The organism is Methylosarcina fibrata AML-C10 (genome assembly GCF_000372865.1).
Taxonomy (GTDB): Bacteria; Pseudomonadota; Gammaproteobacteria; order Methylococcales; family Methylomonadaceae; genus Methylosarcina; species Methylosarcina fibrata.
This window is the reverse complement of the sequence record NZ_KB889965.1, coordinates 765,041-778,752: the sequence shown is the minus strand read 5'-3', so window position 1 is coordinate 778,752 and position 13,712 is coordinate 765,041. Positions and strand designations below refer to the sequence as shown.

The window sequence follows — 13,712 nt, the reverse complement described above, 5'->3', positions numbered from 1 at the left end:
GCCATGTACGAACAAGTTTCCCATTCCTTATTGAACGCCATTCTGGACAATTTAAGACCGGAAATCAGCCGGCAGGATTTGCGGCATTTTTATACCCGTCTCGGCGCCAATTTTTACGCCATCTATTCGCTTTTTTATACGCTTTACGGTCATCGGGCGGATTTTAAACCGCAAATGCTGCGTCTCGTGGAAACGATGGCCAAAGGCTACATCCGCCGTTCCGCCGAGCTGGAAGCGATCGACATGCAGCGGGAACAGGACCACAACTGGTTTTTGTCGCAAAAATGGGTGGGCATGGCACTTTATACCAACGGCTTTGCGGAAAATCTGGCGGACCTAGCCGACAAAACGCCCTATTTTCAGGAACTCGGCATCAACATGGTGCACGTCATGCCGATCCTGATGTGCCCTACGGGCAAGAGCGACGGCGGCTATGCCATCAGCGATTACCGGCAAATCGACGACCGACTCGGCGACATGAACGATTTTCTCAAGGTCGCCGAAGAATTCAGGAAACGCGACATCCTGCTGGTCCTGGACATCGTGGTCAACCACACTTCCGACGAGCATGAATGGGCCAAAAAAGCGGCGATGGGCGACCGTTCGTATCAGGATTATTACTTCATGTTCGATAACCGCGAAATCCCCGACATGTTCGAGCAAACGATGCCGGAAATTTTTCCGGAGAACGATCCCGGCAACTTTACCTGGAACGAGGCCATGCAAAAATGGGTCATGACCGTTTTCCACCATTATCAATGGGATTTGAATTACAGCAATCCGGCGGTGTTCATCGAAATGCTCGACATCCTCCTGTTTTGGGCGAACCGGGGCGTCGACGTGCTGCGGCTTGACGCGGTCGCCTTTCTCTGGAAAAAAATCGGCACGACCTGCCAGAACGAGCGCAACGCCCATCTGATCCTGCAATTGCTGAAAGACTGTTGTCAGGTGACCGCTCCCGGCGTTCTGTTCATCGCCGAGGCGATTGTCGCGCCGGTGGAAATCATCAAATATTTCGGCGAGGACGCCATTATCGCCAAGGAATGCGAGATAGCCTACAACGCGACGCTGATGGCCCTGCTCTGGGACGGCATTGCCACCAGAAACGCCCGACTGCTGTATCAGGGCATCAAACATTTTCCTTCCAAACTGGAACGCGCGACCTGGCTCAACTATGTGCGCTGCCACGACGACATCGGTTTCGGTTTCGACGACAACGACGTCATTGCCGCGGGCTACGAGCCGTTCGCCCACAGAAAATTTCTGGTCGACTATTTCAGCGGACGGTTCGCCGGTTCGCCGGCCCGGGGCCTGGTATTCATGCCCAATCAGGCCACCGGCGACGCCCGCATCAGCGGCTCCCTGGCCTCTCTCGCAGGGCTGGAGGCGGCGCTGGAAGACGGCAATCCCGAGCTCGTTTCGGCCGCCGTCGACCGGATCGTCCTTCTGCACAGCATCATTCTGTCGTTCGGCGGCATGCCGCTGCTCTACAACGGCGATGCGTTCGGCGTCCTGAACGATTACAGTTACCTCGACGACGCCCATAAGCACACCGACAACCGCTGGATTCATCGCCCCAAAATCAATTGGGAGCGCGCGGAAAACCGGAAAAAGCAGGGCACCGTGGAATACGCGATTTTCAACGCAATCAAAAAGCTGATCGCCATCCGCAAGGAGACTTCCGCCTTTGCCGATTTCAACAACCGCGAACTGGTGGACGCCCGGAACGATCATCTGCTGTGCTTCATCCGATTCAATCATCAGCGGCCGTCGGAACGGATTCTGGTGGTCGCCAATTTCGATGCTCATCCGCAATATCTGGATCTGGAGGCGATCAGCGGCAGCGGCATCAACCTGTACAGCCAATTCATCGATTTATACAGCGGCCGGAGCCCCGCTCAATACGAGCGCCGGATCGTCTTGCCGCCCTATCATTTTTATTGGCTGACCGAAAAATAAAACGAAGTCCGGCACGAGACAAGAGGTGGCACCGATGAACAAGAAATACCGATTGGCACACGACAGCCTGGGTCCGATGGAAATCCCTGAAGACGCCTTGTACGGCGCGCAAACCCAGCGGGCCATCGACAATTTTCCGATCAGCGGGCTGGCGATGCCGCCTGCGTTCATCAAAACTCTCGCGTTGATTAAGAAAACGGCGGCGCGCTGCAACCGAGCCTTGGGGATGCTCGACGCCGAGGTCGCTGAAGCCATCTCTGAAGCCGCGCAAAGCCTGCTCGACGGCGAACACCGGGAGCAGTTTCCGGTGGACGTGTTCCAGACCGGCTCGGGCACCAGCACTCACATGAACGTCAACGAAGTGCTGGCCGCCCTGGCCACCCGGAAGCTCGGCCGGCCGGTCGGCGCCAACGACCACGTCAATTGCGGACAAAGCAGCAACGACGTCATTCCCACGTCCATCCACGTCAGTGCGGCTCTGGCCTGCCGGCGGCATCTGCTGCCGGCGCTGACGTACCTTGTCGAAACCCTGGAAGCGAAAGCCGCATCGCTCGACCACATCACCAAAACGGGGCGTACGCATCTGATGGATGCGATGCCGATCCGGTTCGGACAGGAACTGGCAGGCTGGGCGCTGCAGATCCGCCGGGGACTGGAACGGATCGAGAGCACCCTGCCCCGGCTCTGCAAACTGGCCCAGGGCGGCACCGCGGTCGGCACCGGCATCAATGCTCATCCGGATTTTGCCGGGCAATTCGCCGCCCTGCTGAGCGAGGAAACCGGCCTGCCCTTCCGGCCCAACGATTCTTTTTGCGAAAGCCTGAGCTGCCAGGATACGGCGGTGGAATTGTCGGGCCAGCTCAAAGTCGTCGCGGTCAGCCTGATGAAAATCGCGAACGATCTGCGCTGGATGAACAGCGGCCCCTTGGCCGGTCTCGGCGAAATCGAACTGACGGCGCTGCAGCCGGGAAGCAGCATCATGCCGGGCAAAGTCAACCCGGTGATTCCGGAAGCCGTGGCGATGGTGGCTGCACAGGTGATCGGCAACGATGCGACGATTGCGGTGGCGGGCCTGTCGGGCAATTTCCAGTTGAACGTCATGCTTCCGGTCATCGCCTACAATCTTCTGCAGAGTCTGGACATTCTGGGCAATGCGAGCCGGCTGCTGGCCGACAAAGCCATTGCCGATTTCAGGGTCAATCAGGACACGATCGGACGCTCCCTGGCAAAAAATCCGATTCTGATCACGGCGTTGAATCCCGTCATCGGTTACGCCAAGGCGGCGGAAATAGCGAAAGCCGCCTATCGCCAAGGCCGGCCGATTATCGAGGTGGCGGTCGAAATGACCGATCTGTCCCGGGAGGAACTGGAGAAGTTGCTGGATCCGATCCATTTAACCCAAGGCGGCGTGGTTAAAACCGAATCGCCGCCTTGAGAAGCCGTTTAACAGTTGGCACAGCGGTCACCGTAAACCTGTCGGAAGATTTCCCTTTTTGCTTCCAGCCAGTCGTACAGCTCATACCCCGGAGAGAAAGAGCGTTTTTCCGCTTTGTAATAAGCCGCTTCCGCAATCATGGCGTGAATGTCGAGGGTGAATCCCTTTGCCGGCGCGGCGGGAAACACTGGCGCAGACGCCGAAGGTTTGAGCGTCCTGAATCCGAACCGGATCAGCGCCGGCAAGGTTTGCGGAGACTCGCCCTTGATGCCGACCGCTGCGGGCTCCACTTCTTTCCTGGTCAGCAGCATGCTGTCCCATATCGACAAAATGGCTCCGTAATTGCTGTCGTGCTCCTTGCGTTCCTGCGAATGGTGCGTGCGATGCAACGAGGGCGTCACAACCAGATGCCCCAGCCACTTTTCGCCCCGGAAGGCAATGTTTGTATGATGGAACATGACAAAAAACGGATAGACCGTTTCATACGCCAGCACGACCTTTTTATCGATGCCCAGCAGCACGATATAAACCGCCTTCAACAATGCCGTGAGAATCATTTCCACCAGATGAATCCGGAACGCGGTCGAGACGTTCAGATAAGAGTCATTGTGATGAACTCTGTGAAACATCCATAATCCGTCGAAGCTGTGGCAGGTTTTGTGCCAAAGATAATGGAACAGATCGAGCAACAGCAACGACAGCACCCCCTTGATCACAGGATGGTCAATCCAGTGCAAAAGGCCTTTTCCGGAAAAAGGTTCGATCAGTAGCCACACCGATGAAATCGATAAAACCGAAAACATGAGGCTGTTGAATGCGAACATCCCCAGATTGGTCCGGTAGGATTGCGCTCTATTCTTTCGGGAGTGTTCAATTTTGGGAGCACGCCACTCCAGACTCGACAAAACGATAAAAACCGATATCAGAAAAACAACCGTGATTTCCTCCGATAAAAACACATGAGAAGAAAAAGCGGTTTTTATAAACTCGGTAAAAGCTGCAAAAATAGGCAACATGGACTTATCCTCCGATAAAATTTGGCAGAAAAATCTTTTACAAGACCATCTTAGAGCAATTATGCGACAGAATTGTGACGCAAGCGGCAAACGCCCGGTCGACATCAATTCTACCTTACCAATTCTTAAGCAATGTTTATGCCACGGTTAATCGGTCGGTTGTCGTAGCCGTCCGCGCAATAAGGCTCTTTATCGGAAGACTGCCGGAGAAAGACAAGCTGCCATAGCCAGCCCGCGGCTTTTAGCGCCTTTCCAGCTCGCCTGTACAGCCTACGGAACCCCTTATCCTGACGGCACGGATATAAGGATGCACCGCGTATCTTTTGGGCGCCTGGTCCAATACGGCGCATCGGAAATGGTACGGCTTGGTATCCTGCATGTGATTAACTTAACCGAAGACTTGCTCCGAACGGAATCAAGCACTGCCTGTTCATCCGGCCTTGTCGAAGCCGAAACTTCGCGCGCCAGCGTTCAAGTCCGCCGGCGGTTCAAACCAGTTGTCGGTTTGAATTAAATCCGCATGAAAACGGAAACGGACAAAGTGAAGATTTCCGCACTCCCACGGCGGGTCGTGGGAATGCGGACGATTTGTTCCTGCCTGACAGGGGCTCGAAAAGACTCTAAATGCCGCCGATGAAATCTCTTTTGCCGAGCGGCAGGCCGTTGTGGCGCAAAATCGCGTAAGCGGTCGTGATGTGAAAATAAAAATTGGGCAGCACGAAATGGACAAGATAAGTCAAGCCTGAAAAGCTGACTTCCTGATGGCGCAGTTTGAGGGTGACCGGCTTTTCTTCGGAGCCGTCGATTTGTTCGGCCGTAACGCTCTGGACGAACGCGGCGGTTTTGGCGATGCGCGCCTGCAACTCGGGAAACGTCGTTTCGTTATCCTCGTAGACGGGCACTTCCAGACCGGCCAGGCGCGCGGCGCAGCCTTTCGCCATGTCGGTGGCGATTTGCACTTGCCGGGACAGAGGATACATGTCGGGCGCCAGGCGCGCATTGATCAAAACGCCCGGCTCGATGTTTTTCTCGTCGGCGTAACGAGCCGCGTGCTCGAGTATTTTCGATAAATTATCCAGCATGCGGACGAATACCGGGATTGAAGCTTGGTACATGGAAATTTGCATGAAGGCGACTCCGTAATGCAAGTGAAAAGGAAAGACACGTTAACGAAAGAACTCTATTTCAGGATTCAAGGGATTCGCGCCTTGTTCCCGCTCTTCCGGCTCTATAAAAAGACTGCGGCTGCAAGATACCGGTAAACTGGCCGGGACGGCAAGCGCCCATATCGAGTCGGAGAACATGGTAGCACGTTGCGGGTTCTCTCGCAGCCTGGGCGGCGCTGATCACGGCCGGCTTCTGCCGAATAAGCTATTCAATCAGAATGCGTCGGTCGCGGTCATGCCCTTCAATTTACAGCGGCAGCAATAGGTTGATATAGTTTGTCTACTTATCGGCGCGCCTGTTTTTATTAGAGCCTTACATAACTAATAAACATTATTCTCAATTCAATGGTTCGAGTCACTGTTGTCTGCCTGACGTTGTTTTTAGACGGCTGCCTTTCACCCGCTGCTCTGGACAGTTTATCCCTCGCATATAACGAAGCCACTCAAAACGATATTTCCAAACAATTGCTTTTGAATATTGCGAGAGCTAAAAATGATGATCCCATTCACTTCTCGGGGATATCGAACATTGCCGCCACTTTAAATTTTCAAGCCAATCTCGGCGTTTCGCCGGCGCTTACCGGCAGTAGCGGCTCAACGCTCGTTCCAACCTTCGGGGTAGCCGCCGCGGAAAATCCGACCATTAGTATTGTGCCGATGCAAGGCGAAGAATTTACAAAGCGGATGCTGGCGCCCATCAGCGAAGATAAACTGGCTTTATTGCTGAGACAAAACGTCGATATAGATTTGTTATTGAGATTGGTGGTACTGGAATATCGGGCCATGGACGGCAAACCCGAGGAAGTCTATCACAATCGTCCTCGAGATAGGACGGACTATGCTCTGTTTCGCCGGATTGTTCTTCACCTTTCTTCGATACAGGATCAGGACGAACTCTATTTCGAACCGCTGACGGTCGTAAAGCATTGGCAATTGCCGATCAGCCAAATGAACCCGAAAGAATTTCAAGAATTAGAAAAAGAATTCAATATCACGCTTGATTCTCGAAAAGGAGTTTATCATCTCGACAAACGCAAGGAAGGCCGGATGGTGATTACCAATTACGATCTTAAACTGTTATCGGAACAAGAACGAAGCAGACTCCTCGAAGAGAGCGAAAATAGCGCCGTGAATGACGTGATTGTAGACATTCGTAAAGGCTATCGGGGAGGCGAATTTCCGCTGCATGGCCGATTCAGGCTGAGAAGTTTCAGCAATATTCTCTATTTTATCGGCCGGACGTTGGGTACTGAGCCGGAATACGATATACAAAAAGATCCGCGTACCCCTTTTGTTTCCGAGAACCCTACTTTTACCCTGGCCATCATGGAATCCGACGCGTTGCCGGCTGAATCGGATTTCAACGTCAAATACCAAGGTAAATACTATTCCATTAAAGAGGACCGGGATTACAATTGGAACAAAAAAGCATTTCGTGTGTTGTGGCAGATTTTTCAAATGACGATGTCCGAATTGCCTAGAGGCAACGCGATTCCGAGCATTACCATTTCAAAATAATGCCATCTGGCCAGCCGGGCGTCGGCGCGGTACCGCCCTTCTGTACGAAGGGCTTCATTTCCGGCTGCCGTTCTTTATGGGTTTCGATTTTGTGACGACGCTTTATAGGACTCCGTATGCGCCGTTCGGGAAAAGGACAGATACTTGTAGCTGCCCTTGCGCATATTGAAAAAAAAGAGCTCGGGCACACTCATTAAAACGCCGGTGGCGCCCGATTTCAGATTTTTTCCCGAATCGGCCGGCCAACTGAACAGCCCGGCAATCCCTTGAGCGATCCCGGCCGCGGTATTGGCAAGGCCGAACAGCGGACGAAGCAGCGTTTGATCGTCGGTAAAAAACACGAACCACGCATCGTCCGGATTGTATTGGTATAAACGGCTGCTCAGGATGCTGCTTTCCCGGAAAGCGGTCAACAGGCCGTCATCCCGGTTTATCAACTTGGCCAGTTCGAGTCTCCGGTAAGAGTCAAGATCCAGATTCTGTATCACCCGATAACGATTCCGGACCGAGCGGTAGGACACGAAGGGAATGAAGTTCACGGCAACGTCGACGTAGCCTCCGAGGCGTTTTTCCGATTCCCGCTTGATGAACGATTCCGGATCCGTCAGCGGCTCGTCCGAACGGTAAGACGTCAACAAGGCCCGATGAATCGTTCCGAACAGTTCGGTGACGCAATTACGCTGGATCAGATCGTAGCGGTAGTGTCGGTTCAAGGTTTTCCCGAACGCCTCTTCCACGTTGTTCAAAGAGACCAGCTCGGACGACAGCCGGGCGCGGGCCAATTTCGGCAGCGGTCCGGCCGGAAAACCGAGACTTTTCGACGGCAGCGCTTTTTCGCCGTTAAAGCGGAATGCAACGCGCTGTTCGCTCTTTAACAATTCGAGAGAGCGGTTGGCGGCCATCTCGATCCGGCTGTAGTCGGCCTCGGTCAGGCGTTGACGGGATGCGGCCGAGCGCCGGAGCCGAGCCAGAGATGCGCCGGCGTCGTTGAGCAACGTCCTTAACCGAGCCCGGTGTGGAAGGTATTGGGCCGGCTTCAGCCATTCGCTGTCTTCGGCAAAATCGTCGACAAAGGCCCAATAGCCGGACCGGAGCGTGGCGGCGATCGCCAGCGTGCGGGCCAGGTTGATCAGAACTGCATAGCCCCAGTCCGGCCGGGAAGCTGCGAACGCTTCAATCAGGGCATGAGACAGATCCTGCTGCAGGGCCAGCAACCCTCGCCTCTCCTCTTCGGAAATTTTGAAAGGTTGCCGGTCGGTCTGCACGAGCACGTCGGGCCGCAGCGGCGTTGCCTCGGCCAGGACCTTGACTGCATGCCAGGCCGTCAGATAATCCGAGTAACGGTCGGAAAAGGAATAAACAGACGCCGGAAATCGGGCGAGGTCCGGATCCGCATGGATGGCAGACCAATCGACAGGCGTCAATGCCTCGATGCTTTCTTCCAGTTGTTTGCGCTTTCGCTGCAAAAAACCGCGCCCGTAGCGCCGCTCGATGTTTTCGCGCAGGTTGCGAATAATAAACGACTGTTCCCGGTCATCCTCGTGGCTTGGCGGCGGGGCCTGCCGGCTCGGATCGGGATGGAAAAGGCCGACGCCTTTCAAGCGCAAGACCGAAGCGGCCTCGGGGTCGGCGAGATCCCGGCCGCCGGTGGATTGTTGCAATAAATGCCGGAGCAAGAGGCGATCCCGGCGCAAATCGCCGAGCAGTTTGAACTGCCCTTCCTCCGCTAAAAAACGCTGTTTGAACTGATCTTTCAGCAACGCCAGCGTATCGTCACCGACTTCGATGCGACCAAGATGCATAGGCCGGTTCTGCAAATACCGGTAGATAAAATGGAACTCCTTTTCTTCCTGCCGGAACAGGCGAATCAGGCCGGAATCGACGTGCTGAAAGTGATAAATCTCGTCATCGAACTGGACTGCGGCATGACCGCCGCTCGAATTGCCCTCGCTGGCTTCGATGTAAAGGTAATTGAACGAGGCGGACGAGGCATTCGAGGACGCCAGCGTCAAGGCCGCCGCCGCGATCGCGGCGGCGGCGAAAACGAGCCGTTTCGAGCCCATCATGATCGGAACGAACGGCCTTGAGAATTCTACGATAAAAGCTATTTTTCCGATTCGTAACCTTTCTGGATGTTCTGCATCTTCGCCTCGTCGGAGCCGGCAAAATTTCTTTTATAGGTTTCGTACGCGACGCCTTCGATTCCTGCTTTCTTCAGGCCCTTGCCGATCGCTATGTAGGTCTTGGGCTCCTGATCCCAGTTGACGATGCCTCGCTTGGCGGCGATGTCGCTCAAGCCTTTTTGATACGCGGCGTAGTCGGCCTCTTTGGAGGACTTGACGTAGGCCATCGTGTAGTCGGAGACTTCATTCTCGTATTTTTTTTCCTTATTCGATTCTGAAGAGTCGCTGATGGAGCCGGAAGAATCCGACGAACTCTCGATACTGTCGGAAATGCTTCTTGAACTGTCCGAGAAGGAACAACCGCCGACAAGAATCGGCAGCGCCAGAATCACGGCATTGAAAAACGGATTGGTAAAGCGTTCTGAACTGAAATGCATGGTCATCTTCTGCTTGAAAAATCGTGGAAAAGGATTGCGTTATAGTGTTTTGCTGTGGGCCGCCCTTCCGTTGCCTCAAGTTAGTCGAGGTAGTCGACGTTCATTGCGCCATGTCCGGACTGATCCAGCCTTGCCGGACAAAATATTGGGTCAGTTGTTCGGAAATCTTGTCGGCGATTTTTTTGGCCTGCTGCGCGGAAGCCGATTTGTAGGATTTGACGCCGCCAATGGCCGCGTTGGTGGCCAGAACCGCTGCCGTGCCGGCTCCGGCCGCCGCTCCCGCGGGCCCCATAACGGCGGCGCCCGGCATGTTGCCGCTGTCGGCGTGGGCTTCAAACACCTCCAGCTCGGTATAACCCGACGGCCCCGGAGCCAGCACCCGAACCTCCGCATCCACCGAGGACTCGCCCAATCCGAATCCGATCAGGTTGCGGCGAAGACGGTTGCCTTCGTCGATGTTGACGAAACGGCCGGTAATCAAGATCGAGCCGGGAGCCACCGGCACATTGTCGATCGCACGCGTGGCGGTCAGGCCCATGTTGGCAATTTTTTGCGTCAATTCGGTCGCCAGGGCATCCGCCACCTCGCGCCCTACCTGAATTTGCTCCTCGGTCCGGTTGGAATCGCCCAGGTTCCTGCCCAATCTCGCAAAAATGCTCGAATTTTGTTTAACGTCTTCAGGAGTCACCGCAAAGTTATATATCAGCACCTGTTGCGGCCTGGGCAGCCCGGAACTCGCAAGTTCGTTCGACGTCTTCACGTCGGTATGGGCGCATCCCGTCAGCCACAGGAGCATTGAAACGGTCAGCCATTGAAATGAATGGGTGGTACGCATAAATAATCGCCTCCGATAGTGTTCAGCCATGAGCCGGAAATCTTGCCCCGAATTACGGCTAAATTAGACTCTCAAGCCATGATAAACACAAGAATTTTTAGTGGCGAATCCGTCTTGTCGACGTATGCATCCGGCGGCCCTGGATCAATTCTGGGCGGTGCCGCCTGAACAAGGCTATTTTCCTGCAATTACCCAGATTCAAAAACCGCTAATCGGTTAAAATAGCGGATTGCCAAACCGTGTTTTAACTCCATGAAAAAAATCGAACTTCTCTCTCCCGCCGGCACCCTGAAAAACATGCGCTACGCGTTCGCGTTCGGCGCCGACGCGGTCTACGCCGGGCAGCCGCGCTACAGCCTTCGGGTACGCAACAACGACTTTCTCGCCGAAAATCTCGGCATCGGCATCGCCGAGGCGCACCGGCTCGGCAAGAAATTTTTTCTAGCGACGAACGTAATTCCGCACAACGCCAAGGTCAAGACTTTTCTCCGGGACATGGAGCCGGTCGTCGCGATGAAGCCCGACGCCTTGATCATGGCCGACCCCGGTCTGATCATGATGGTGCGCGAAACCTGGCCGGAGATGCCGGTGCATTTGTCGGTGCAGGCCAATACGGTCAATTACGCGACGGTCAAGTTCTGGCAGAGCGTCGGAGTCGAGCGGATCATCCTGTCGCGCGAACTGTCGCTGGACGAAATCGCCGAAATCCGCCAGCAATGCCCGGACATGGAACTGGAAGTCTTCGTGCACGGCGCGCTCTGCATCGCCTATTCCGGCCGCTGCCTCCTGTCCGGCTATTTCAACCGCCGCGATCCGAACCAGGGCACCTGCTCGAATTCCTGCCGATGGAAATACGACACGATGCCGGCGCAGGAAAACGCCGAGGGCGACTACGTCCTGTCCGGCGGTCCGCTGTCGATGAGCGATTTGAGCCAGGGCGGCTGCGGCGGCAATGACCGCCATCCCCTGGCCGACAACATCTATTTCCTGCAGGAAGAAAACCGTCCCGGCGAGCTGATGCCGGTGATGGAGGACGAGCACGGCACCTACATCATGAACTCGAAGGATCTCCGCGCGATCGAGCACGTACAACGCCTGGTCGAGATCGGCGTCGACAGCCTGAAAATCGAAGGCCGCACCAAGTCGCACTATTACGTGGCGCGCACCGCGCAAACCTACCGCCAGGCGATCGACGACGCGCTGGCGAGCCGCCCGTTCAATCCGGAACTGCTGGGCGTGCTCGAGAACCTCGCCAACCGAGGCTATACCGACGGTTTCTACCAGCGCCATCACACTCAGGACTACCAGAACTACCTCACCGGCTATTCGAAAAGCCATCAGCAGCAGTTCTGCGGCGAAATCCGGAATTACGACAGCGCGACCGGCCTCGCCGAAATCGAAGTCAAGAACAAGTTCGCGGTCGGCGATAGGGTCGAGCTGATTTTGCCCGAAGGCAACCGCGACATCGTCGTCGAGCGCATGGAGGACCTGCACGGGCAGGAAATGCAAGAAGCGCCGGGGGCAGGATATGAGGTAAAGATACCGATTCCGGAAGCGAATGCGGGGTATGGGCTGATGGCGAGGTATTTCTAAAGGGAGCTTCTGATGCGGGTCGGGGCTTGCAGCCCCGACCTTAACGTTTTGGCAGGGCAAACATCTTATCTCCAATCCGCTACTTGTGTATGTGCTCTAATTCCATGATAAGCCTGGGAATATCATCCCTAATAATGCTCCATAAGGTATCGTTATCTATGCCCAAATAACCATGAATCAGCCGATTTCGTGTCGCGATGATCTGACGCCATGGAATTGACTGATAAGCTTCCCGAATTTCGGAAGGGATATGGGTTGCGGCTTCACCGATCAATTCCAGATTGCGAAGCGTTGCATCATAATTCAAGCCCGTGGCTTCAAATGTTGCCTGATCTAAATCCTCGCAATAAGCCAACACATTTTCCGCAAAGCGAATCATGTCGTCCAGATAAAAACGCCATTCCCGCTCAGACATTAATAGCCTCGCGTTCTATAAAAGGACGCAATTCGGCGCGCATCGCCTTTTCGGTCACCAAATCGACAGGATGTCCCAACTCATCTTCCAATAAAAATTGCACGCCAAAATATTTTTCGGATGTGGCAGGGCCGTCAAAAGCCACAAGGATGTCGATATCGCTCGATTTCTTGGCCTCATCACGAACCGTGGAGCCGAATAATGCCAGACGGGTTACCCCAAAGCGTTTAACCAATTCAGGTTTGAGTCTGGCAAGAATATCAAGCGTTTGTTGGCGTTTCATAAAAAGCAAAATTCAACATATGTAAATGTTCAGAAATGTTGGGCTTCCTGACGTCAGCCCAACCTATCGAGCTAATTTCATTCTTTTTACCATCCGTTTGAGCAAGTGCGTCACATGCTTTGTAATCCAACTCAATGCTTTCCTTCACTCCCAAATTAATGAGCTTTAACAAGTCGTCTTCAATCCAATCCCAAGGCTGTTTCAAGTATCTTTCCTCTGATGTTACTCTTCGTTATAACCCATAAGGCGGATTCGCTTCAGCAATCCACCATGTTCAAAATCGGTATCTTGAATTTAAATATAAAGAGTGTTTGAAATAACAAAAACTATTCTACGCTCAGTTTCATCGTAACGATGATTGTCGGATAGTTGTCGTGTTTGTCATGCCGTTTTCGTCTCACTATGCAATTGTTGGCGCTCTTCCAGCTTTTTATGAATGCTGCCGGGGCTTAATTCCAGGCCGTTAGGCCAGCACAATGCGCCTAATTCCAAAAAAAATTGCTGAAAGTACGCCTCGTCATTTAACGGAAGCGTCAATTCGGTTTGTCGATCGATCAAAGATTGTAAATCGTAATCTCCCCATGAGTGATCGGAAAAATACAGACGTAATACTTTTTGGTGGATGTGCTCTGCTCGAATGATTTTAATCATTGTCGGCTCCTGCTATACGTTGCAGCGGTTTCAGTTCGATAGCGTACTGCCAGTTGGTCAACAATTCTTGCTGATGCTCTTTTGTCCATTCCCGCACCAGTTTTATTGCTTTACTCGGTAGTGAGCCCGCTAAAATTTCGCCGCTTTCGATCGACATCAATGCTTCGTGCCCCTGATATTCCACATGAAAGTGCGGAGGGTGATGATCGTCGTGGTACATGCGTATATAGATGCCAAAAAAGTACGAAATTACGGGCATTTTATACTCCCTTATTTTCAGT

14 protein-coding genes are annotated in these 13,712 nt (G+C 53.8%); 4 read left to right on the top strand and 10 right to left on the bottom strand.

The annotated features are described in order from the left end of the window. Positions 1–3 precede the first annotated feature (3 nt). Both A3OW_RS0103980 and A3OW_RS0103975 read left to right on the top strand, forming a co-directional pair. Positions 4–1,959 carry an alpha-amylase family glycosyl hydrolase gene (locus A3OW_RS0103980; protein WP_020562131.1) on the top strand — a complete coding sequence of 652 codons (1,956 nt, stop codon included), beginning with the start codon at positions 4–6 and terminating at the stop codon, positions 1,957–1,959. 34 nt (positions 1,960–1,993) lie between these two features. Beyond that, a complete protein-coding gene (locus tag A3OW_RS0103975; protein WP_020562130.1) occupies positions 1,994–3,394 on the top strand; it encodes a class II fumarate hydratase in 1,401 nt (466 codons plus the stop codon). An 8-nt stretch (positions 3,395–3,402) separates the two neighbouring features. Here A3OW_RS0103975 and A3OW_RS0103970 read toward each other — a convergent pair whose 3' ends face one another. Both A3OW_RS0103970 and A3OW_RS0103960 read right to left on the bottom strand, forming a co-directional pair. Next, positions 3,403–4,410 (bottom strand): sterol desaturase family protein, encoded by a 1,008-nt coding sequence (locus A3OW_RS0103970; RefSeq protein ID WP_020562129.1) that lies wholly within the window; start codon positions 4,408–4,410, stop codon positions 3,403–3,405. Between the two features lie 620 nt (positions 4,411–5,030). Beyond that, positions 5,031–5,537 (bottom strand): DUF1993 domain-containing protein, encoded by a 507-nt coding sequence (locus A3OW_RS0103960; RefSeq protein ID WP_020562127.1) that lies wholly within the window; start codon positions 5,535–5,537, stop codon positions 5,031–5,033. Positions 5,538–6,233: 696 nt separating this feature from the next. Between A3OW_RS0103960 and A3OW_RS0103955 the strand changes: the two genes are divergently transcribed. Next, positions 6,234–7,094: a hypothetical protein gene (locus A3OW_RS0103955; RefSeq protein WP_232422326.1), complete on the top strand. Its 861-nt coding sequence runs from the start codon at positions 6,234–6,236 to the stop codon at positions 7,092–7,094. Positions 7,095–7,168: 74 nt separating this feature from the next. Here the strand turns inward: A3OW_RS0103955 and A3OW_RS0103950 are convergent, their stop codons facing one another. The 3 genes from A3OW_RS0103950 to A3OW_RS26235 all read right to left on the bottom strand — a co-directional run bounded on the left by A3OW_RS0103950 (position 7,169) and on the right by A3OW_RS26235 (position 10,489). Further along, positions 7,169–9,160: a hypothetical protein gene (locus A3OW_RS0103950; RefSeq protein ID WP_157385785.1), complete on the bottom strand. Its 1,992-nt coding sequence runs from the start codon at positions 9,158–9,160 to the stop codon at positions 7,169–7,171. Between the two features lie 38 nt (positions 9,161–9,198). Next, a complete protein-coding gene (locus A3OW_RS0103945) occupies positions 9,199–9,654 on the bottom strand; it encodes a putative lipoprotein (protein WP_020562123.1) in 456 nt (151 codons plus the stop codon). Between the two features lie 100 nt (positions 9,655–9,754). Continuing rightward, a complete protein-coding gene (locus A3OW_RS26235) occupies positions 9,755–10,489 on the bottom strand; it encodes a DUF4410 domain-containing protein (protein ID WP_020562122.1) in 735 nt (244 codons plus the stop codon). A gap of 252 nt (positions 10,490–10,741) precedes the next feature. Between A3OW_RS26235 and trhP the strand changes: the two genes are divergently transcribed. After that, positions 10,742–12,082: a prephenate-dependent tRNA uridine(34) hydroxylase TrhP gene (gene trhP / locus A3OW_RS0103930; protein WP_020562120.1), complete on the top strand. Its 1,341-nt coding sequence runs from the start codon at positions 10,742–10,744 to the stop codon at positions 12,080–12,082. Between the two features lie 79 nt (positions 12,083–12,161). On the opposite strand, the gene A3OW_RS0103925 is transcribed toward trhP, so the two are convergent. The 5 genes from A3OW_RS0103925 to A3OW_RS0103905 form a co-directional block, all read right to left on the bottom strand. Beyond that, positions 12,162–12,497, bottom strand: a complete 336-nt coding sequence (locus A3OW_RS0103925) for a HepT-like ribonuclease domain-containing protein (protein WP_020562119.1) — start codon at positions 12,495–12,497, stop codon at positions 12,162–12,164. After that, complete coding sequence (locus A3OW_RS0103920; protein WP_020562118.1) at positions 12,490–12,780, bottom strand: nucleotidyltransferase family protein; 291 nt, start codon at positions 12,778–12,780, stop codon at positions 12,490–12,492. The genes A3OW_RS0103925 and A3OW_RS0103920 overlap by 8 nt, the downstream gene beginning before the upstream one ends. Continuing rightward, positions 12,758–12,985 carry a hypothetical protein gene (locus A3OW_RS0103915; protein ID WP_020562117.1) on the bottom strand — a complete coding sequence of 76 codons (228 nt, stop codon included), beginning with the start codon at positions 12,983–12,985 and terminating at the stop codon, positions 12,758–12,760. The genes A3OW_RS0103920 and A3OW_RS0103915 overlap by 23 nt, the downstream gene beginning before the upstream one ends. A gap of 176 nt (positions 12,986–13,161) precedes the next feature. Next, complete coding sequence (locus A3OW_RS0103910; RefSeq protein WP_020562116.1) at positions 13,162–13,431, bottom strand: DUF2442 domain-containing protein; 270 nt, start codon at positions 13,429–13,431, stop codon at positions 13,162–13,164. Continuing rightward, on the bottom strand, positions 13,424–13,690 hold the full coding sequence (locus A3OW_RS0103905; RefSeq protein WP_020562115.1) for a DUF4160 domain-containing protein: 267 nt from the start codon (positions 13,688–13,690) through the stop codon (positions 13,424–13,426). The genes A3OW_RS0103910 and A3OW_RS0103905 overlap by 8 nt, the downstream gene beginning before the upstream one ends. Between the last annotated feature and the right edge of the window lie 22 nt (positions 13,691–13,712).

What these genes read in the sequence shown, in the direction of transcription:
- A3OW_RS0103960 (WP_020562127.1), bottom strand. Translation starts at nt 5,537, where the DNA reads ATGCAAATTTCCATGTACCAAGCTTCAATCCCGGTATTCGTCCGCATG.
- A3OW_RS0103970 (WP_020562129.1), bottom strand. Translation starts at nt 4,410, where the DNA reads ATGTTGCCTATTTTTGCAGCTTTTACCGAGTTTATAAAAACCGCTTTT.
- A3OW_RS0103910 (WP_020562116.1), bottom strand. Translation starts at nt 13,431, where the DNA reads ATGATTAAAATCATTCGAGCAGAGCACATCCACCAAAAAGTATTACGT.
- A3OW_RS0103950 (WP_157385785.1), bottom strand. Translation starts at nt 9,160, where the DNA reads ATGATGGGCTCGAAACGGCTCGTTTTCGCCGCCGCCGCGATCGCGGCG.
- A3OW_RS26235 (WP_020562122.1), bottom strand. Translation starts at nt 10,489, where the DNA reads ATGCGTACCACCCATTCATTTCAATGGCTGACCGTTTCAATGCTCCTG.
- A3OW_RS0103925 (WP_020562119.1), bottom strand. Translation starts at nt 12,497, where the DNA reads ATGTCTGAGCGGGAATGGCGTTTTTATCTGGACGACATGATTCGCTTT.
- A3OW_RS0103905 (WP_020562115.1), bottom strand. Translation starts at nt 13,690, where the DNA reads ATGCCCGTAATTTCGTACTTTTTTGGCATCTATATACGCATGTACCAC.
- trhP (WP_020562120.1), top strand. Translation starts at nt 10,742, where the DNA reads ATGAAAAAAATCGAACTTCTCTCTCCCGCCGGCACCCTGAAAAACATG.
- A3OW_RS0103975 (WP_020562130.1), top strand. Translation starts at nt 1,994, where the DNA reads ATGAACAAGAAATACCGATTGGCACACGACAGCCTGGGTCCGATGGAA.
- A3OW_RS0103980 (WP_020562131.1), top strand. Translation starts at nt 4, where the DNA reads ATGTACGAACAAGTTTCCCATTCCTTATTGAACGCCATTCTGGACAAT.
- A3OW_RS0103945 (WP_020562123.1), bottom strand. Translation starts at nt 9,654, where the DNA reads ATGCATTTCAGTTCAGAACGCTTTACCAATCCGTTTTTCAATGCCGTG.
- A3OW_RS0103955 (WP_232422326.1), top strand. Translation starts at nt 6,234, where the DNA reads ATGCAAGGCGAAGAATTTACAAAGCGGATGCTGGCGCCCATCAGCGAA.
- A3OW_RS0103920 (WP_020562118.1), bottom strand. Translation starts at nt 12,780, where the DNA reads ATGAAACGCCAACAAACGCTTGATATTCTTGCCAGACTCAAACCTGAA.